Raw genomic sequence first — 21,181 nt, 5'->3', positions numbered from 1 at the left:
GAGCGCATCCCGCCACGAACGCCGAACAAAAATGCCTTTATTGAGTCGTTTCACAGTATTTTGGAACGGGAATGCTACCAACGTCATTGTTTTGAAAGTACGGAAGAAGCCTTTACCGAAGTAGACCGTTTCATTCGGTATTACAATACCGTCCGGATCCACGGCAGTCTAAACGACTGGCCGCCACAGGAATATCTGCGAATGGTACAGGCAAAATTACTATCTCCCAAGACCATTGCACTTTAGTGCGATTTTGCAAGAATGAACGTGGTAGTGTCCAACTTTATGGGGTTGAACCGTTTTTCCCACATAGGCTCTTCCATTAGCCGAAAGAGTTAAATTAGTGATCCTTTTTCCACTAAAGGATAACGCCCCCCTTCATCAAGTTTCCAAGTTCAATCTGTAGAGGCTAGGGGATAAAGGTGTTAAAGGCTAGAAGAGAGGGGCTTACATGCACCGGTAGAGATTGCCCGGGTTGTCCGGGAGGAGAGGAGGGGGACAGATGGGCCTGGATAATCAGAATGGTGCATTTATAGACCCGGGGCTTGAGGTAACGGGTTCGGCAAGCGGCAAGCTGGCTGGACTTAGCTTTGCTGTAAAAGATGTATTTGCAGTGGCCGGGCATCGTTCTTCTGCCGGCAATCCGGATTGGCTGCGCAGCCATCCGCCGTCAGCTGCCCATGCGTCAGCGGTCCGCAGGCTGCTGCAGTCCGGGGCTAGCCTGCGGGGGGCCACGCATACCGATGAGCTGATGTACAGCCTCGGCGGGGAGAATTACCACTATGGGACACCGGTTAATCCGCGTGCCGAAGGCCGAATCCCTGGCGGCTCTTCCAGTGGTTCGGCGGTAGCGGTGGCCTCGGGCTATGTGGATTTTGCCCTGGGAACAGATACGGGCGGTTCCATTCGCGTGCCTTCAGCGTACTGCGGCGTGTACGGCTTCCGCCCGACGCATGGTGCCGTGGAGATGGAAGGCGTGATTCCGCTCGCGCCGGGCTTCGACACCGTAGGCTGGATCGCCGACAGCCCGGAGCTGCTTCAGCGGGCGGGCGAGGTCCTGCTCGGAGCAGCAGCTCCGGGCAGCGGGGAAGGCGCGATGGACATGCTGCACATCGCGCCGGAGGCTTGGGCGCTGGCCGGTGCAGACAGCGCGGCCAGCCTCAAGCAAGGCCTGCGTCAGCTGCAGGCCGGTGCAAGACAGTCCGGCGTGACGGAGATCGCGCCGGAGGGACTGAAGACATGGATGGATGTCTTCAGGGAACTGCAGGGCGCCGAGATATGGGCGACCCACGGGGCATGGATCGAGCATGCGCAGCCGCTCTTTGGCCCGGATATTGCCGCCCGCTTCGCGTGGGCGGCAGGCCTGGCCGGGCAGGATCACAGCCGCGCACAGGCGGTGCGCGCGGAGATAGCAGCCCGGCTGCGGCAATTGCTTGGAGAGGACGGTTGCATCGTCCTCCCAACCGTGCCCGGCCCCGCCCCGCTGCGCGGCGGGGATCTGGCGCAGCTGGAGCAGAACCGCAGCGGCGCGATGATGCTCAGCTGTATCGCCGGCTTAGCCGGATTGCCGCAAGTGACGCTGCCGGTGCCGGGACCCGGCGGCCTGCCGCTGGGCTTATCCGTGATAAGCGGTCATGGTCAGGATCTGCGGCTGCTCTCATGGGTCTGGCGTATGTGGAAATGAACAGTTCTTTGAAGACGACAGAACTCCTGGTTCGTATACCCTACGAATCGGGAGTTTTTTTATTGTCAGGAGTTTAGCGGATGAGACAAGGCAAAAACTGTTTGGCGAGAAAAGGAGAACCAGCGGAAGAGTAACCGCTGGCTAGAAAGTGTATTTACCGTCAGGGTGATGTTGTTCGGTGACCAAGTATAGGCATTCCCTTGGTTTACTATGAATAACGCACGCAGAAACGGATGCCGTCCTTACTAAAGGGGGGATCCGTTTCTGTATTATTTCGGCTTTTTGTTATGAGTCCGATCGTTAGGACTGTGTGGTAGTGTGATATTACCTCACACAATTATTGAATATCCGCATTTTCCTCTTCCCATCATAGGTCTCTTTATCTATAATGTTACATAACATAACATTGAGAACGAAGGGATTTCCAATACATGAATTTAATATAAGGAGGGGTGGCCATGCATCTTACGGTCGAAGAAGCGTTGTCCATTTATCCTTTGTCCGAAGCGAGGCTGATTGCTGGCTCGAAGGGCAAACACCGAATTATCAAATCGATCAATGTGATGGATGCCCCGGATATTTCCGATTGGATCAAAGAAGGGGAAATGCTGCTTACGACAGCTTACCTAATTAAGGACAGTTTGGAGGATGCATCGGCGTTGCTTCAGACCCTGAACCGGCGCGGCTCCGCGGGCCTTGGCATCAAGCTGGGCCGATTCTGGGACGCAGTCCCGGAGAAGCTGATTGCGGAAGCGGAGACGCTGAATTTTCCGCTGATTGAGCTGCCGTTCCAGTTTACTTTCTCCGATCAGATGAACGGACTGTTCCGTGCCGAGCTTACGCGCAGTACCAGTGTGCTTCAGAGCATCATGGATAAGCAGCGTAAGCTAATGCGTTTTGCTTTGCGGTCCGGCCGCAGCCGCCCGCTGTTCGAATCGGTATCGGAAGTGATTGAGACTCCGCTGGCTGTCATCAGCGCCCGTGGAGATGTGGTGTTCAATAATTCGGACAACACAGCGCCGAAGCTGCTGGAAGGCTGGCCTTGGCAGAACCGGAACCAGCGCTTCCGCATCGGTGACAAAACCGGGTTCCGGATCCCCTTATTGCAGGGCGACAAGTGCTCCGGTTATCTTTTATACTGCTCCATTGACCCTTTATTGCTGCCTGTGGAAGAAAGCTTGTTTGTTCAGGGGGGCGAACTGATATCCTACCGTATTCATTCCGGTTATGAAGATTATTTCGAGCATGCCGAACACAGGGAGTTCAGCGGACTTTTACGGCGCTTCCTAAGCGGCGGAATGTCCTGTGGTGAATTGGCCAAGGCTGCAGCCAAGCTGGAGGTGGAGCTGCTGCAGGCTCCGTTTCAATTGATGCTTACCAATACTGCCGCTTCAGGAGAAGCCCGCCTCGGAGAACTGCTTCGCTTGAAGGAAGAATATCTGGAGCAGCCGGAGCTGCATGGGCTGAATGGCATCCACGTAATGATAGACGACGGTCTGTTATCGCTGTATCCGGCGGGTCCGCACAGCCCGGAACAATTTCGGGAATGGGTGAACACTTGTTTCGATAATTTGAAATTTGATAAAGGCTATTCACCCCGTGCTGCACTCAGCAGCTCCAAGATGAAGCCGGAAGGTCTGAGGGAGGCCTTTGCCGAGATCAAGGAATGTATGGGGATGTCCCAACACTGGGGAGGGCACGGAAATGTTGTGCATTACCGTCAGCTTGAACTGAGCCTGCTGCTGCGCCGGATACCGGCAGAAACCATGGAGAAATACTGCACCAGCAGTCTGCGCGGCCTTCAGAGCCGGGAACCGGAGTACGTTAAGGAGATGCTGCGTACCCTGGAGGTCTATCTGGATAATGACGGGCATGTGAATGAGACCGCGAAGAAACTGTTTATTCACCGTAATACCGCCACCTACCGGATTGAGAAGCTTAGTGAACTGCTGGACGTGGATTTCAAAAAGATCAATGATCTCATGCGCCTCAAGCTCGTGTTTCTTTTCCGCAGCATGTTAGAGCAAGGTTGAGGTATTCACCCTGGCGGTTTTAAACAGGTGATACATAAACCGGCTTGATACAAGAGGGAATGACATGAAAAACACTAATTCCAAGTTTCATGTTATGAATTATCACATATTCTAAAGATGATTCGAGGTATCATAGTGCGTTCGGCACAAAAAAAACTTCAGTTCTTATAAAATGGCACAAACGTATGTTATATAAATTTACGTGGATGCTGTGTCTCAGTATAGTAGAGATACATTAATGGCTTGAGCTATTATGAGAGATTTACTGGAGGAGGAGAATTATGAAAAGAAGGGGTCAAGCGGTTACTTTCAGCTTCGCATTAATGTTCCTGTTGGCGGTGGTTTTGGCAGGGTGTGGAAGCAACAATAATTCTGGCAACAACACCAGCAGCACGAAAGCGCCGGCAGCAGCGAATGCGGGCACAACAACAGAGGCGGCGGCAACAACAGAGCCGGCAGCGAAGAAGCCGACGGTTGCCTTTGTCTACATTGGACCTCCGGGTGATGGCGGATATACCTACCAGCATGACCAGGGCCGTCAGTATATGGAGAAGGAGCTCGGCATAAAAGCGGACACTGTAGAAAATGTTCCGGAAAGCGCCGATGCCGAACGCATCATCACTGAGCTTGCCCAGAGTCATGATATCGTATTTACAACGAGCTTCGGGTATATGGACTATACCCTTAACGTAGCCAATAAATTTCCAAACGTAAAATTCATGCATGCTTCCGGCTACAAAACAGCCGCCAACATGGGAACCTATTTCGGCAAAAACTATCAAGGGAGCTACCTGGCAGGTATTGCAGCCGGTAAAATGACCAAGAAAAATCACCTTGGCTATGTAGGAGCCTTCCCGATTAGTGAGGTTATCTATAACCTCAACGCCTTTACACTGGGCGCTCAGAGCGTCAACCCTGATATTAAGGTGGACGTGGTTTGGACGAATACCTGGTATGATCCTGCAACGGAACGGCAGGCGGCAATCAGTCTTTTGGATAAAGGCGCAGATGTACTGCTCGCTTACCAGGACTCCCCTGCAACCCTGCAGGCTGCAGCAGAACGCGGTGCTTTTGCCGGGGGGAATGACTCCGACATGGGCAAATACGCTCCGGATAGCTATCTGACCAACCCTGTATGGAACTGGGGACCTTATTATGTGAAGGCTGTTCAGTCCGTAATGGACGGAACCTGGAAGAACGAACAGTACTCTGGGGATTTGGCTGACGGAATGATTGACATTGCACCGTTCGGCAGCAAGGTTCCGGATGATGTGAAGAAGCTTGTAGAAGATGCCAAGGCCAAAATCATTAGCGGAGAGCTGGATGTATTCACCGGCCCTATCACTGACAACCAGGGCAAGGTTCAGGTACAGGAAGGCCAAAAGCTGACCCTTGAAGAAGTTCTGTCCATGAACTGGCTGGCCAAAGGCATTGAAGGCACCATCCCGAAATAAGCGCTGCAACCAAGTGAATAGTGCAAGGCCTTATGGGTGGGGCGGGCTCCGTACAGCGGAGTCTTCCCCACCCGTACTACAACTATAAGGAAAGGAGCGTCCCATCATGCAGGACCCTTCGGTTGAGATGCGCGGGATCGTGAAGAAATTCGGTTCTGTAACGGCAAGCGATCAAGTCGATTTTTCGGCAAATGCGGGTGAGATTCACGCGTTGCTTGGTGAGAACGGAGCAGGTAAAAGCACGGTCATGAGTATGCTCTCAGGGGTATACAGAGCGGATGAAGGCGAGATTCTCGTTCATGGCCTGCCGGTCAAAATCCGTTCCCCCAAAGATGCTGCACGTCTTGGCGTCGGCATGGTATTTCAAAACTTCAGACTGGTGCAAAGTCTCACGGCAGCGGAAAATATCGTGCTTGGCGAAAAGTCGTCTTTCTGGCGAGGCAACAAGTGGATTAAGAATAAACACAGGGAAATTGAAGGCCTGGCGGAGCGGTTCGGTCTCAAGTTCCCGGTAGATCGTCCAATCTGGCAGCTGTCCGTCGGCGAGCAGCAGCGGGTGGAGATCGTCAAGACGCTCTACCGTGGCGCAGATATCATCATTCTGGATGAACCCACCTCGGTGCTGACTCCGGGTGAGGTGGAGCAGCTGTTTGCGACCCTGCAGGTCATGAAGCAGGCCGGTAAGACAGTCATCATGACTACGCATAAAATGAAGGAGGTTATGGCTTCTTCTGACCGTATCTCCGTCATGCGCAAAGGAAGAATGATTGCAACGTTGGCCACGGCAGAGACGGATGAGCTGGAGCTGGCCCGCCTGATGGTTAGACGCGAGGTTGAAATCACCCGCCAGGAGCGCGAAGCTTCCGTTGGGGAGCCTCTGCTGGTGGTTAATAATCTGGATGTCATTGCCGATCACGGCCGCAAGGTGCTGGACGGCCTGTCCCTCAAGGTATGCGAAGGTGAGATTGTAGGAGTTGCCGGGGTTGCCGGCAATGGTCAGAAGGAATTGGCAGAAGTACTGACAGGGCTTCGAACCTGGAAGAACGGCGACATCGAATTTGACGGCCAGCCTGTCAAATCGGCTTCGGTGCGCGGCGCTATTGATTCGGGTATCTCCCATGTGCCGGAGAACCGGATGAAGAGCGGCCTGGCCGGACGGCTGGGCTCTGTAGATAATCTGCTGTTCAAGTCTTACCGCAGTGACGAACACTCCAAATTCGGATTTCTGAAGGCGGCTAAAAACCGTTCCTGGTCACAGGCACTGGTCGAACGCTTCAATGTCAAGACGCCTGAGCTGGATACCCCGGTACAGCAGCTGTCAGGCGGCAACCAGCAGAAGCTGTTATTCGCCCGTGAGGTAAGCCACCAGCCGAAGCTGATGGTAGCAGTCCATCCAACCCAGGGGCTGGATGTAGGCGCTACTGCCGGTGTGCATGACTTATTGATGGAGCTGCGCAGTACGGGCAGCGGAGTGCTGCTGATATCCGAGGATCTGGATGAACTGCTACAGCTGTCTGACCGGATTCTGGTGATGTACAACGGTTCGATCATAGGTGAGAGTGATCATGAGCATGCGGACCGGGAGCACATTGGCCTGCTCATGGCCGGAATCCAGAACAAGGAGGCAAGCGCTATATGAGTCCCAAAAATACAAGTGACGCCGTACTGATGAACTCCGTTCCGGCCAAACCCGGCAAACGGTTCCCCATGCGTCTGGAGTATGATGCAAGCCGAACGCGTTCCCCGTGGTGGTCACCAGTTCTGTCTATCATTCTGGCGCTTCTGCTCTGTGCGGTGTTCATCGCCGCTAACGGCATGAGCCCGATTACTGTATACGAAAAAATGTTCCGCGGGGCTTTCGGCACCTCCTATGGCTTCACCGAAACAATGGTTAAAGCGATACCGTTGCTGCTGTGCGGACTGGGGATTGCTGTTGCATACCGCATCTCCGTATGGAATATCGGCGCGGAGGGACAGCTTACTGTTGGGGCAATGGCTGCTACGGCGGTAACCATCTATTTTCCCGATCTGTCTTCCTTCTGGTCTATTACACTGATGCTTGTATTCGGAACAGCCGCCGGAGCTCTCTGGGGACTCATGACCGCGATTCCACGGACCCATTTCGGCGTCAACGAGCTGATCACCTCTCTGATGCTGAATTATATAGCACTGCTTGCGCTGGATTATGTAGTGTTTGGTCCATGGAAAGATCCTAAGGGCTTCAATTTTCCGGGTTCACCGATGTTCACCGCCGCCCAGTCGCTGCCGGTGCTGGGAACCACGAGACTGCATATCGGGCTGATCTTTGGTCTGGTGGCGGTAGCCATCTATTATCTGATGATCAAATTTACCCGTTGGGGCTATGAGCTGCGCCTCATTGGTGCCAATCCGACGGCTGCCCGCTATGCGGGGATTCACATCAAGAAGCATATTATTATTGTCATGCTGATCAGCGGCGGTCTGGCTGGCATTGCAGGCATGGCCGAGGTGTCCGGCGTCACGCACAAGCTGATGCAGGGAATCTCGCCGGGTTACGGCTACACCGCTATTATTGTCGCCTGGCTTGCCAAGCTGAATCCGCTCGGTCTGATCATCACCTCGATCCTGTTCGGTGGCCTTATTGTCGGCGGCTACAGTGTGCAGACCATTGGTCTGCCTTCGTCCATTTCGGAAATGCTGCAGGGGGCAATCCTGTTTTTTCTGATTGCCGGGGATATGATTCACCGTTTCCGCATCCGCCGGAGCGCATAGCAGCATCCTCTTAGAGAAGGGAGTTTACCCATGGATTTCACTACACAGTTATTAATCGCCGCCATATCCGCCGGAACACCACTGCTGCTGGCTACACTCGGGGGTATCCTGAATGAACGGGCGGGCATTATCCAACTGGGTGCGGAAGGATTGATGCTGATGGGGGCGGTCACCACCTGTATCGTCTATATCCGCACAGAAAATCTACTGCTGGCTCTCCTTGCGGCCATGGCTATCACTGCTGTTCTTGGCATCGTTCATTCCTTCCTGTGTGTCACACTGCGCGCCAACCAGACCATGTCCGGCCTGGCGATGACCTTGTTCGGCAGTGGTCTAAGTGCTTATCTGGGCAAGTCCATCAGTGGCATTCCGCTGCCGGGTACTTCGCCCAAGCTGGATCTGGGCTGGGTGAAGTCGATTCCGGTAGTCGGTGATATCTTCGGCCGGATGGATGATCTGACCTGGTTCAGCTTACTGCTGGTGCTCGCGCTGCATCTGCTGATTCACCACACCTCCTGGGGTCTGCATTTGCGGGCCGTTGGAGACAGCCCGGCGACAGCTGACGTTATGGGCATCCGCGTACAGCTGATCCGTTACAGCTATGTCACTGCCGGAACTGTGCTGATTGGTCTTGCGGGTGCCGACATGGTGTTGTCTTACGCACCGACATGGAATGAAGGGCTTACGGCAGGCCGGGGCTGGATCGCTGTCGGTCTGGTGATTTTCGCCAGATGGAATCCGCTTCGCGCATTGTTCTGTGCCTATTTATTCGGAGCACTTGATTCACTAGGATTTCGCATGCAGTTGCTCGGCAGTACGATTCCACCCTATTTCCTCAAAATGATTCCATACGTTGTAACGATTCTGGTACTTATGTACCTCGGCTACCGCAACCGCAACAAGCCCTCCGGCACACCGGAATCACTGGGAACTCCGTTCATTCGAGAGCAGCGGTTCTGAATCTCACGCCCATTTTATGCAATTCGAGCATCTAAGTTAAAATTAAAAACAATCGGGAAAGAGTTAACTGGAGAAAGAAGGAAAGCCTGTGACGATGACACCGCCTATATTTTTGACACTGGAAGAGATAAACCGTATGAGCGAAGCGGAATTTGTAGTGAATCTTGGAGGAATCTTCGAACATTCGCCTTGGGTAGCGGAGGGGGCGTATGCGCATATTCCGTTTCACTCCATCGCAGAATTGCACAAGATTATGGTGCATACGGCACGTAATGCGGAGCAAGAACAGGTAGAGGAACTTTTGCGCGCACATCCGGATTTGGCGACCCGGCTTCAGGTCAGTCCGTTATCGGCAGCGGAGCAGCAGGGGGCTGGATTGGACCGCCTGACTCTGGAGGAATTCACCAGGCTCACCGCGCTGAATGCCGCATATACGAAACAATTCCGCTTTCCATTTATCCTGGCTGTGCGCGGCAAGAATAAGGATGATATCATCCAGTCTATTGAAGAACGTGTGAACCGGACACTGGAGGAAGAGTGGGAGCAGGCGCTTACTGAGATTGGCAAAATCACCGCTTTTCGGCTGAATGATCTGATCCAAGAGAAGACGACGGAGCTATAAAGCGAGAGTGAATTGAAACAGAAGATATAGGACCAATAGAACCAGCGGAGGTGCTCTACCATGACTGGAGCGGGGATAGTAGGTATAGCCTGTGAATTGGGGAATCCGGGATGCAGACTTGGGATTGCTGATGATTTGGAAATGAATGCGGGAACGGTTCAGCAGTCTGTGAGCGTCCGCTTGATAGATAGACATAGCTGGAAAAGAGGGTCTGGAGCATGAGCGGGCGTCTGACAACTCATGTGCTGGATCTGTCACGTGGATTGCCGGCCGCGGGGATGAAACTGCAACTTTGGAGCCTTGCGGAAGGCCCAGGCAAGCTGTTGCGTGAGGCAACTACAAACCATGACGGCAGACTGGATGCTCCGCTGCTGGAAGGAGTGGAACTAGTCACGGGCTGCTATGAGCTGTTGTTCATGGCTGGAGATTACTTTCGAGGTAACGGACTGGAAGGAGTTTTTTTTCTGGAACAGGTCCCGATCCGGTTCAATATCACCAAGACAGAAGATCATTACCATGTTCCGCTGCTTGTTGCTCCCGGAGGCTACAGTACATACCGGGGCAGCTAAATAGAGCAAGAGTTAATGACCGGAGGTGACCGATTCATGGAGGAATCATACGAGCTTATTATCAAAAATGGAGATGTCGTGCTGCCCGGAGAAGTACGGAAGCTGGATGTTGGGGTTAAGGACGGAAAGATCGCTGCACTGGGCCAAGGGCTTCGGGCGGCGGCAGATACCACGCTCATAGATGCGGAGGGGCACTATGTACTGCCGGGAATGATCGATATGCATGTACACTTTAATGAACCGGCGTTTGGCCACTGGGAGGGATTTCGTTCCGGTTCGGCAGCGTTAGCAGCAGGGGGGTGTACCTGCTATGCGGATATGCCGCTGAATGGGAATCCGCCTACGGTAAATCAGGCTGCACTTCAGCTCAAGACAGAAGCTGCCTCCCGGAATTCTGCAGTGGATTATGTATTGTGGGGCGGTCTTGTTCCAGGGAATCTGGAGGATTTAGAGGATCTGGCGAAGGCCGGCGTGACTGGCTTCAAGGCCTTTATCTCTAATCCTGGCGGTGAAGGAGAAGGGCGTTTCCGTGAGGTGGATGACGAGACGCTGTATTTGGGAATGCAAAAAATCGCTGCACTCGGCGGTATTCTCGCCCTGCATGCGGAGAGTGAAGATATTACGGCCGTGTTATCGGCGGATGCCGTACGCAGCGGTAAGACCGGAGCGCGGGACTTCGCGGCTTCCCGCCCTGCGATTGCGGAGCTTGAGGCAGTATCACGGGCGCTGCTGTACAGTGAACGCACCGGCTGCCGGCTGCATTTCGTGCATATCAGCACGGCTGCCGCGATTGAGATGATCCATGCTGCGAAGCAGCGCGGACTGGATGTGACGGCGGAAACCTGTCCGCATTATCTGATGCTGAGTGAAGACAGCATGGAACAGCTGGGGCCTGTAGCCAAATGCGCTCCGCCGCTCCGAAGCCTTGAAGAGCAGCAAAAGCTGTGGGAGGTGCTGGCTGAGGGCAAAATCGATCTGATCGCCTCCGATCATTCGCCTTGTCCGCCTGAGCTTAAGCTGAATCCTGATTTAACGTTTTTTGAAGCCTGGGGCGGGATCTCGGGGGCCCAGAGCAGCCTGGAGCTGATGTTCCATGAAGGAGTTCATGTGCGCGGACTGCCGGTCACCCTAGTCTCGGCTTTATTGTCGGAGAAGCCGGCGCGGCGATTCGGACTTGACCACCGCAAAGGCTCTATCGCGCTGGGGCTGGATGCCGATCTGGTGCTTCTGAACCCAACGGCCGATTACACACTGGCTGCAGAGGATCTGTTCTATCGGCACAAGCACAGCCCCTATACCGGAATGACTTTATCCTGCAAGGTTACAGCCACGATCTGCCGGGGGAATGTGGTATATACCGCTGAACAAGGTGTGGTCTCGCCGGACAAAGGGGAATGGTTGCAAATTAATTATGCGCAGCCAGCTCTATGAAGAGGCCGTTCCTGCACGCACCGGCTACGGATATGCTGGAGCTGCTCGAGGAATTGGCAGCGTTCAGCACTCCGGGGCCGGGTGTTACCCGCCTGTTATATACGCCGGAGTGGAGCAGGGCACAGCATTTTTTGCAGGAAAAAATGGCTGTGGTCGGCCTGGAGGTTCATACGGATCCAGTAGGTAATGTCTTTGGACGGCTGAGCGGATCACAGGATTCCGATAAAGTCATCCTTACCGGCTCCCATATCGACACCGTGGTGAACGGAGGCAAATATGACGGAGCGTATGGAGTAGCGGCTGCTGTCACCGCGATGCACTATTTGGCAGTAACTTTTGGGCCGCCGCTGCGGACGCTGGAGGTTGCTGCGTTCTGTGAGGAGGAGGGGAGCCGCTTTCCGCTGACGTTCTGGGGTTCCGGGAATGTGACGGGCCTATATAACGGAAGCGTGGCAGAGTCTGTTTCTGATCTGGAGGGGATTACACTCATGGCGGCGATGGAGTCCTGCGGCCTACCAAACCAGGGGAGCCGGACTGATCATGATGATCAGGGTGACCGCCTTATGAATTCCGCCCGAAGAGACGACATCGGGATGTATGTCGAACTGCATATCGAGCAGGGAATCATTCTGGAGCAGTCCGCTCAGCAAATCGGGGTGGTGCAGGCGATTGTTGGCCAAAGACGATTCACTGCCAGAGTCATTGGAACCGCGAATCATGCCGGAACAACGCCGATGGGGCTGCGCCAGGATGCGCTTGCCGGTACAGCGGAGATGCTGTCTGCGCTTGAGCAGTTTGCTGTGGAAGCGGGAGAGCCGCTGGTAGCCACTACCGGCAGGCTGGAAGTTTTTCCGGGAACCTCGAATGTGATCCCGGGCGAAGTGCAGTTCACGCTGGATATCCGCCACAGTGAGGCAGAGCGGCTGGAGAGCTTCTGTTCCCGGGTCATGACAAAGTTCGGAGAGATTGCGGCCCGGCGCGGGCTTAAGCTTGAGCTTGAGCAGACGCTGGCTACGTCTCCCGCGCCGATGAACCCGGCGCTCTGTGAAGCCCTTGAACACATCTGCCAGGAGCAGGGGAGAAGCTTCCGCAGTATGGTGAGCGGAGCGGGGCATGATGCCCAGCTGTTCGCACCAAGGTGTCCGGCGGCGATGATTTTTGTCCCCAGCCGGGCGGGGATCAGCCATTCTCCGGAAGAATACTCCTCACCGGAAGAGCTGGCGGCTGGGCTGGATGTTCTGACAGCATTATTATATAAGCTTGCCTATGAGGAAAGCTGAACCTATAGAGGGAGAGATGATCATGAAGCGGTACGAAGATTTGTCGCCATCCCTGCGGTGCATTATGACCCCCGGACCGGTGGAAGTCGATCCGCGCGTGCTGCGGGCGATGTCTTTTCCGGTACTCGGACAATTCGATCCTGAATTTACAGACATTATGAATGAGACGATGGGGATGTTGCGCGAGCTGTTCGCAACGGAGAATAAATGGGCTTATCCCGTAGACGGTACCTCTCGCTCCGGTATTGAAGCGGTAATGGTCAGCCTGATCGCTCCGGGTGACCGTGTGCTGATTCCGATCTATGGGCGGTTCGGCCATCTGCTGCATGAGATCGCCGAACGCTGCGGTGCCGAGGTATTCACGATCGAGAAAACCTGGGGCAGTGTATTTACGCCGGAAGAAGTCATCACCGCGATCAAGAGCTTCCAACCTGACGTGGTTGCCATGGTTCATGGCGAGACCTCGACTGGACGGGTGCAGCCGCTGGCCGGGATTGGGCGGGCCTGCCGTGAGCACGATGCGCTGCTGATTGTGGATGCTGTGGCGACTATTGGCGGAGTGCCGGTGGAGACGGATGCCTGGATGCTGGATGCCGTTATCGGCGGCACTCAGAAATGCCTGTCCATTCCTTCAGGCATGGCGCCGGTAACCTATAATGAGCGCGCCGAAGCCAAACTTATGAAGCGTAAACAGGTAGAACGCGGATTGCGCACAGGCGGAGTTCAGCGCAGTGAGCTGCCAGTGGTTCGCAGCAATTATTTTGATCTGGGCATGCTGCAGGATTACTGGAGCGAACAGAGGCTGAATCACCATACTGAAATGACCTCCATGCTCTACGCACTGCGGGAGGGAGTGCGGCTCGTACTGGAAGAAGGGCTTCGGGAGCGGCATACCCGGCATGCCTTGCACGAACGGGCTCTGGTCGCTGGACTTACGGCGATGGGCCTAGAGCTGTACGGGGACCCGGAGAGCAAGCTGACGGTTGTGACCTGTGTACTCATTCCGGAAGGGGTGGACGGCGAGTCGGTGCGGGAGATGCTGCTTAGCCGCTTTGGCATTGAGATTGCCAGCTCTTTCGGTCCATTAAAAGGGCTGATTTGGCGCATTGGCACCATGGGCTTCAGCTGCCGTGAGAATAATGTACTGCGTGTGCTGGGCGCGCTGGAGGCTGCCCTGTTGCGGTACGGCTATGCAGCTCCTTGCGGGCTTGGCGTTCAGGCGGCATTAGATGTATATGAAGCAAATGCGGAATAAAGCTATCCTATCCGGTATAATGCTGTTTGTACATGCCCACGGGAGGAGAGAAGTATATGTTATATAAAAGAAAACCGCTTGCCGATTGTGTCCCGGATCTTGTGGCCACCGCGCGAGGCGATCTGCCGGCTACCCTGGTTGTTACTGGAAGCACCCTCGTCAATGTATGCTCTGGTGAAATTCTGGAGGGGATGTCTGTCGCCGTTCAGGGCGGACGTATCGCATATGTAGGCAAGGACGTCTCACACATGATCGGCGAAAACACTCGGGTCATTGAAGCCGCCGGTAGATATCTGGCTCCGGGTCTGCTGGACGGACACTGTCATATTGAGAGCACGCAGCTGACGGTGACGGAATTTGCCCGCGCGGTGTTGCCGCTTGGTACTACAGGCGGATTCTTCGACGCGCATGAGATTGCCAACGTGTTCGGACTGAAGGGTATTCAGCTGATGCTGGAGGAGATGCGCGGAACACCGCTCGCTGCATATATGCAGGTAGCCTCCTGTGTGCCATCGGCGGGTGCGGAATTTGAAACGACCGGTGCTTCCATAGGACCGGTCGAGGTAGCGGAAGCCTATACTTGGGGCGACGACGTTATTGCGCTGGGCGAAGTGATGAACTTCCCCGGTGTGGTTTACGGGGATGCAAAAATGCTAGGGGAAATCCAGGCGACATTGCGCGCAGGCCGGGTGGTAGATGGGCATTTCACCTGGCCTTCGAATGATTGGAGGCTTCCGGTGTACGCGGCCGCTGGCGTAACCGGCGATCATGAGTGTGTCACGGCCGAGGATGTAATCGAACGCGTCCGTCTGGGCATGTATGCCAAAATGCGCCGCGGCTCCGCCTGGCATGATGTGGCGAAGACGATTACCGCACACACGGAGCATGGGCTGGACCCGCGCCGGATGCTGCTCGTGACCGATGACCGCAGCTCGGAATCCTTGCGTGACGAAGGTCATATGGATTTTGTGGTGCGCCATGCCATCTCTCAAGGGGTGAAGCCGGTGACCGCCTTTCAAATGGCGACGATCAACACTGCTGAGCGCTTTGGAGTTGCCCGTGATATCGGCTCGATTACACCGGGGTCCTGTGCCGATATGATTTTGCTGGATGGCAATCTGGCGGATGTTCATGTAGTGATGACTATAGCGGCAGGCGTTGTAGTGGCCGAGAATGGGTTCATTACTGCTCCCCTCGAGACGTATACGTATCCTGATGAAGTGCTGACTTCAGTTCATTTGCCGCAGCTCCCAGTGGCTGAGGATTTTGTGATCCATGCGCCCATTGAGTCTGGTAATCTGTCAACACGGGTCATCCGTGTTATTGAGAACCATGTGGAGACAGAGGAGCTTATTCTGCAGTTGCCCGTAGAAGCAGGAAGACTGCAAGTGGAGAACGGTCTTTGCAAAATAGCTGTCTTTGAGCGCCACAGAGGAACCGGCAACAAATCGGTTGGTGTTGTAGCAGGAATCGGCTTCCATGAGCCTGCGGCCATAGCCATGACCGTGGCCCATGACAGCCACAATGTGCTGGTGATTGGCAATGATGATGAACTGATGGCGACAGCGGCGGGGGCGGTAGCTGAAGCTCAGGGCGGTGTGGCTGTAATCACAGCCACCGGAACCACGCTTTTTCCGCTGGCTATTGCCGGACTGATGTCCGTAGAGCCGTTCGAAATTGCAGCGGCACAATCTGCGGCGATCAGCAAGGCGCTTTATGATTCGGGGTGTACGTTGAACTATGCCTTTATGACCTTGTCCTTGCTTGCGCTGGCGGTGATCCCGACCCTGCGCATCTCCGATAAAGGCTTGGTCCGCATTTCGCCGGAAGAGGGAATTCAACTCGTTTCCTTGTTTGTATAGTTCAAAATAGCCAGTTCGAGCGATGGGGTGTCTACAGTCATTCATTTGACTGGGATACCCCATTTTTACTATGGAAATAATCGCTTGATGTAGTACTTTTAGACTCCTTGGGCTGTAAAAGTAACGATATTGTAATCAAAACATATAAATTAACCATTTCATCACATTAAGAAACATGTTTTTTTAAAATTTTCATAAAAAACATTAACAAACAGCAGAAAATAGACGATAATACTTTTAAATTAATTAAAATTATTGCCTTATTGTGATGATGACAAGGTACGGAAAGCCCAAATATGAGGAACGGGGTGTATGAAATGATGAGATTGGATACGCAGGACATCGTGAATATCACCAGAAAGCAAATCGCGGCGATTTTTAAGATGGAGCCGCTTGAACTGAGGTTCGTTAATGATTTTCAAGGTGAGCAGTATCTGTTAACCAATGACAAGCTGCATCTCAGCAACCAGCACTACTGGGCCAAGGTTATGGAGTGTATCTTTGACAACCATACCCGGCCGGTTCTGATGTGTGAGGTGCTGTACTTCCTGAGGAACGAATTTTTGGAGAGTGATATCAAGCTTCGTTTTTCTTATGATTTTGCAGAAGGTGCTGACGGAGAGGCTGTGGCATGGGCAGAGGTGAGTTTCAACGATTCACCTGAATTGCAGCCGGGAGAAATCGCCGAATTAATCGATTTTGCACTGTCGTTACAGGATAAGCAATGGTTTGAGGAATTGACTTCCAAATACAAACAGTTGACTGCATGAGTCGAACTTTCATTCATAGAGTCCTTACGGAATCAGGCTGACAAGCCGCTCTACTCGCATGTTTTGATGCGGATAGGCGGCTTGTATTATTTTCTAAGCATATGAAGGGGACTTTCAGATCCAGTCTTGCAATGAGGTGTCTGATTGCCCGCCGCCTTCTTCGAGCAGCTCCCGGCCTTCGATGGCCAGCTTATACATTGTTTGCAGATAGGGCCGGACGGCCTTGGCATTGGGGACTGTTCCAATTTGAGCGAGAATGACTCCGGCAGGAGGGGGGACAGCAAGGTTAGGACTCTTTTCTATTCAATAGACATCGTTTTAAAATATCACATCCATTATTGAGAATACAATATAAAGAATCACATGATTATCATAACCAGGAGTAAATGGGAGAAAATGAGAGGAAATAAAAGTACCTATTTTGAATTAATTTCGAAATAGTGATGTTTCTTATAGGGTATGTGATTTTGTATACAGAGAATCAAAGGATAAATTTGATACCATCAAGCCAGAAATTACCGCTGGCAGGCTTGAATCCTTTTATGTGAATTAATTCACCTTTTGTATAGACCATATAAAATGGATGCATTCTTTCGTACACGGGATGGGTCGCGCACGAACTGGAGAGGGGGGATGGGCTCTTATGTCTTATGAAGACAAAGGAGGAACCTCATAAGAACAGAAGAGACGATAAGCATGGTAAAGCTTGTATTTGAAATGCTACATACTACTGGGGATATGGTAAAGGAGAATACTCATTGAAAAAGCTAATTTCTTTGACAGTCACCGCAGCTTTGCTGCTCGCACCACTTGCGTACACGATTAATGCACCAGCTCTGAACCTGAAGGTGGATGCGGTTTCAGCAGCATCGGAAGAAGCACCGGCAGCTACAGCCAAACCAGCCGCTGCGCCAAAGCCAACGGCTAAGCCAACACCGAAAGCAACAGCGAAACCAACGCCAAAAGCGACAGCTAAACCGGCTGCAACACCAAAAGCGACAGCTAAGCCAGTTACAGCCAAACCGGCAGCAACGCCAAAAGTGACAGCCAAACCAGTTGCTACAGCCAAACCAGCTGCCACGGCCAAACCAGTTGCTACAGCTAAACCAGTTACTACAGCCAAACCGGTAGCAACTGCTAAACCTGTAACAGTAAAACAAGCTGTGTATCAGGATGGAGTGTACGTTGCTTATGGTAACGCTTACTCCAAAGGTACTGAAGGCGCTAAAATAACAATCAAAGATGGCAAGATTACGGCTATCGAGCTTATGAGAACCAATCCGAAAATCATCGATGTCAATGCACGCGACAATTACAGCGGCGTATGGGTGGCTTACGGTTTGATGAAAGAAAGACTGCTTGGTCAAACCAGAGACAGTGCAGCAGCAGTTGATGCTGTTTCCGGCGCAACACGCTCCAGCAACGGCTGGAAGCTGGCGGTAGACAGAGCGTTTGAAAGATCGCTTAAGGTAAAACCTGCTGATGCTACTTATTTTGCCGGAGACCACATGGGTGTGGATCCAGAAGGCAAATACGCAGTATTCGCCAGCTACGATGCGAACAAGCTTACTGCTGTTAAGCTGTATCCGCTGAATGCCAATGGAAGTTTCGTGGATGAGAAGGCGTACACTGCAGAACAGACTGCTGCGATTACGGCAATTACACCTGTACTGCTCGCTAACGGTTCTTCCGCTCAGCCAGTTGCCGGCTACGAAGCAGAATCCAAGGCTGCTATCAAGGCTTTCTGGGATGCTGAACAAAACGCTACCATCAACAACACTTCCGCTTACATTGACGGATTCTATTCTTCTTACGGTACTGCAAGAAGCGTAGGCGTAGAAAGAGCAGATGTGATTATCCGCAACGGCAAGCTGGTAGATGTAAAGCTGTACAGACTGGGCACCAACCTGATCGACAGAGGTGCAACTGCCTATGCCGAAGTGGTAAACGCCAATGCACCAATGACTGCAAAATTACTTGCTAATGGTTCTTATATCGCTAATTATGATGAGAAAGTAGACGGCATTTCCGGCGCTACCGAAAGCAGCCACGGCTGGAATCAGGCTGTAGAAAGAGCTTTTGAAAAGGCTCTGAAAGTTCCAACAGCCGGCCAGTATTTTGACGGAAAATTTGCCGGTGTAGACAATGCTTCCAAAGTCCTGCTGCTTGTTGATGTAGCAGCAGACCAGGTAACTGGTATTAAAATGAGCTTGTTTGGAACCGACGGCAAGCTGATTGCTGACGACAAGCTGACTCCAGAACAAAAAACGCTGGTGAACCAACTTACAGCAGCTATGCTGGACAAAGGCGTAGAAATGGATTATGTAAACGGTCAAGAAACCTTGTCTGCAGCAGCAAAGGCAGCTCTGGTTGACGCTTTGACCAATGCTTCCAAAGTTCAAGGCACTTATAAAGACGGTACATTCACCGCCTACGGTGATGCTTATGATAAAGGAACCAACAAAGCTGATGTTACCCTGCGTAATGGTAAAATCGTAAATGTAACGCTTACCCGTGTAGGCATGAATATGGTTGACCTGGGTAAAAACGCTTATGTTGAAGTACAAAAAGCCCTTCCTCAGCTGACAGCCAGCTTCCTTGCCGCAGGCACCAGAGAAGGCGTTCAGCAAGTAGATGCAATATCTGGCGCAACCAGCAGCAGCAAGGCACTAAAGGCTGCTGTGGACAGAGCTTACGGCAAAGCCGAAGTTACTGAAGCGAACAAAGCAGCTTACTTTGACGGAACCTTCATTGGTGTAAGTACTGACAAGTCGGTAAATGTTATGGTCTATGTCAAAAACGGTGTTCCTGTGAACATGGTTCTCTACTTCCTGGACTATGCAGGCAAAGTAAAGGGACTCAATCAATTGACTGACGCTGAAAAGGCTGTAAAAGCGGAAATTGAGACTACCTCGTCCGGTTCTGGTCTGCACAAGTACGGATATCGTGCGGCTGCATTCGGTTCCAACGATGATGAGAAGGCAGTTTCCGCCAAAGTGGTAGAAGCGATCAAAGCCGCTCTGGAAACCGCAGGCAAGTAATTTCCTAATAAGCATTGAAGGGGTTATCCTTGGTCATTTGCAATTGGCCTGGGATAACCCCTTTTTTTATCGATGAAGAACGGCATGTAGTGGGACGAGAGCATAAATCCAATTAGGAATCGTATAGTAATTAGAGGGATTTTGGAGGTGAATGTCTAAAGTTTAATATACACAACAGGCTAAGGTCCTGTTAGTAATGGGAGGCTCCAAAATGACACTTATTAAACAGCTATCTCCGCAGGATGAATTTGTCGGCTTTTATCTGCTACGGGAGCTGGTAATCAAACAAACAAACGGTACTCCTCCAAAGGATTATTTTGATATTGTTCTGGGAGATTCCAGCGGTCAAATCTCGGCCAAATTTTGGGATGTAAGCACAACGGATAAAGAGACCTTTTTCCCGATGGCACTTGTGAAGGTACGCGGGGTTGCGCATACCTACCGCGAAAAGCTTCAAGTGAAGGTTACCAAGATCAGACTGGCAAGTGATTCGGATAATGTTTCACTGACTGATTTTATAAGGTCCGCACCCATTCGTCCGGTGGATCTGATTCATACCATCAAGGGAGTGATGAATAGCATCACCGACACGGAGATTGCGACCATTGTATCGTTTTGTGTGGGTAAAGTGGAAGAGAAATTAATGCATTATCCGGCTGCCAAAACCCATCATCACGCTTATTTTGCCGGTCTTGCTTATCATATGGTGCGGATGCTGGAAATCGGGGAGTTCCTCTGCAAGCAGCGGCCGTTCCTGAATCCCGACCTGATGAAGGCGGGGATTATTCTGCATGATATCGCCAAGCCCGAGGAAATGATCTCGCAGTTCGGGATTGTGTCTGACTACAGTGTGCAGGGTAAGCTGATCGGTCATATCTCTATGGCTTCTAATTGGATCACTGAGGCAGCGATCCGCTCAGGTATTGATTTGGAATCGGAAAAAGTGCTCGGCTTACAGCATCTGGTATTATCCCACCATAACCTGGGTGAGTGGGGAAGCCCGGTTCAGCCGCAGACGGCAGAGGCCGTGGCTCTTCATCATATTGATGCGATGGATGCGAAGCTGCAGATGGTGGAAGACGCGCTGGATACGACACCGGAGACTGAGGAATGGACGCCATTCATCCGGGGGCTGGAGAATAAGGCTGTGTATCGGTTGAAGATCTAGATAAGCTGAACTGAAATTATACTAACGCGGGATGGAACGTAACTGCAGAGAATGTTTGGACTTCCGGCCGCTGTTATATTTGGATTTCCTGATTGAAACCGCTGGACGCGGTAGAAAGCCAAATATAAAGGCGGACGCGTTCGCTCCTCCAGTTCCAAAATTCCCCTCCGTTACTTCCCCACTTTAGTAGGACTTCAAGTTCAATGGATATAGATAGGGTTGTATAGCAGGCAGAACCCCCGATCCGCTACATGGATCGGGGGTTCTGTGTGCTGGGGGAAGCGCTGGCGTCCGGGCAGAA

The 21,181-nt window shown here is 52.5% G+C and carries 16 protein-coding genes; all 16 read left to right on the top strand.

Features of this window, described 5'->3' with window-relative positions; translation table 11 throughout:
• Positions 1-246 (top strand): integrase core domain-containing protein (locus A3844_RS24125; RefSeq protein ID WP_143192150.1); only part of this gene is annotated, 246 nt, incomplete at its 5' end.
• Between the two features lie 256 nt (positions 247-502).
• Positions 503-1,684 (top strand): amidase, encoded by a 1,182-nt coding sequence (locus A3844_RS24120; RefSeq protein ID WP_083606999.1) that lies wholly within the window; start codon positions 503-505, stop codon positions 1,682-1,684.
• A gap of 458 nt (positions 1,685-2,142) precedes the next feature.
• Positions 2,143-3,717 (top strand): PucR family transcriptional regulator, encoded by a 1,575-nt coding sequence (locus A3844_RS24115; protein WP_074108703.1) that lies wholly within the window; start codon positions 2,143-2,145, stop codon positions 3,715-3,717.
• A gap of 281 nt (positions 3,718-3,998) precedes the next feature.
• Positions 3,999-5,171 carry a BMP family ABC transporter substrate-binding protein gene (locus tag A3844_RS24110; RefSeq protein WP_074108702.1) on the top strand — a complete coding sequence of 391 codons (1,173 nt, stop codon included), beginning with the start codon at positions 3,999-4,001 and terminating at the stop codon, positions 5,169-5,171.
• Positions 5,172-5,277: 106 nt separating this feature from the next.
• Positions 5,278-6,810 (top strand): ABC transporter ATP-binding protein, encoded by a 1,533-nt coding sequence (locus tag A3844_RS24105; protein WP_074108701.1) that lies wholly within the window; start codon positions 5,278-5,280, stop codon positions 6,808-6,810.
• Positions 6,807-7,922, top strand: coding sequence for an ABC transporter permease (locus A3844_RS24100; protein WP_074108700.1), 1,116 nt, complete (start codon positions 6,807-6,809; stop codon positions 7,920-7,922). Before A3844_RS24105 ends, A3844_RS24100 begins: the two co-directional genes overlap by 4 nt.
• Before the next feature lie 30 nt (positions 7,923-7,952).
• Positions 7,953-8,882, top strand: a complete 930-nt coding sequence (locus A3844_RS24095) for an ABC transporter permease (protein WP_074102147.1) — start codon at positions 7,953-7,955, stop codon at positions 8,880-8,882.
• A 136-nt stretch (positions 8,883-9,018) separates the two neighbouring features.
• On the top strand, positions 9,019-9,504 hold the full coding sequence (gene uraD, locus A3844_RS24090; RefSeq protein ID WP_244169839.1) for a 2-oxo-4-hydroxy-4-carboxy-5-ureidoimidazoline decarboxylase: 486 nt from the start codon (positions 9,019-9,021) through the stop codon (positions 9,502-9,504).
• A gap of 218 nt (positions 9,505-9,722) precedes the next feature.
• Positions 9,723-10,073: a hydroxyisourate hydrolase gene (uraH, locus tag A3844_RS24085; RefSeq protein WP_074085812.1), complete on the top strand. Its 351-nt coding sequence runs from the start codon at positions 9,723-9,725 to the stop codon at positions 10,071-10,073.
• Positions 10,074-10,109: 36 nt separating this feature from the next.
• Positions 10,110-11,504 (top strand): allantoinase, encoded by a 1,395-nt coding sequence (locus tag A3844_RS24080; protein ID WP_074108699.1) that lies wholly within the window; start codon positions 10,110-10,112, stop codon positions 11,502-11,504.
• Positions 11,501-12,784 carry a M20 family metallo-hydrolase gene (locus A3844_RS24075; protein ID WP_074108698.1) on the top strand — a complete coding sequence of 428 codons (1,284 nt, stop codon included), beginning with the start codon at positions 11,501-11,503 and terminating at the stop codon, positions 12,782-12,784. Before A3844_RS24080 ends, A3844_RS24075 begins: the two co-directional genes overlap by 4 nt.
• Before the next feature lie 22 nt (positions 12,785-12,806).
• Positions 12,807-14,039 (top strand): pyridoxal-phosphate-dependent aminotransferase family protein, encoded by a 1,233-nt coding sequence (locus A3844_RS24070; RefSeq protein WP_074108697.1) that lies wholly within the window; start codon positions 12,807-12,809, stop codon positions 14,037-14,039.
• Between the two features lie 56 nt (positions 14,040-14,095).
• Positions 14,096-15,901: an adenine deaminase gene (locus A3844_RS24065; RefSeq protein WP_074108696.1), complete on the top strand. Its 1,806-nt coding sequence runs from the start codon at positions 14,096-14,098 to the stop codon at positions 15,899-15,901.
• A gap of 317 nt (positions 15,902-16,218) precedes the next feature.
• Positions 16,219-16,671 (top strand): IDEAL domain-containing protein, encoded by a 453-nt coding sequence (locus A3844_RS24060; RefSeq protein ID WP_074085896.1) that lies wholly within the window; start codon positions 16,219-16,221, stop codon positions 16,669-16,671.
• Positions 16,672-17,429: 758 nt separating this feature from the next.
• Positions 17,430-19,712, top strand: coding sequence for an FMN-binding protein (locus A3844_RS24050; RefSeq protein ID WP_074108695.1), 2,283 nt, complete (start codon positions 17,430-17,432; stop codon positions 19,710-19,712).
• Between the two features lie 211 nt (positions 19,713-19,923).
• Positions 19,924-20,880, top strand: a complete 957-nt coding sequence (locus A3844_RS24045; protein ID WP_074085805.1) for a 3'-5' exoribonuclease YhaM family protein — start codon at positions 19,924-19,926, stop codon at positions 20,878-20,880.
• Positions 20,881-21,181 lie beyond the last annotated feature (301 nt).

The sequence above is a fragment of the Paenibacillus helianthi genome, assembly GCF_001909055.1.
In the GTDB taxonomy this organism is placed as follows: domain Bacteria; phylum Bacillota; class Bacilli; order Paenibacillales; family Paenibacillaceae; genus Paenibacillus_AQ; species Paenibacillus_AQ helianthi.
The sequence above is the reverse complement of the archived record's forward strand: the minus strand, read 5'-3'. Positions and strand labels throughout refer to the sequence as shown.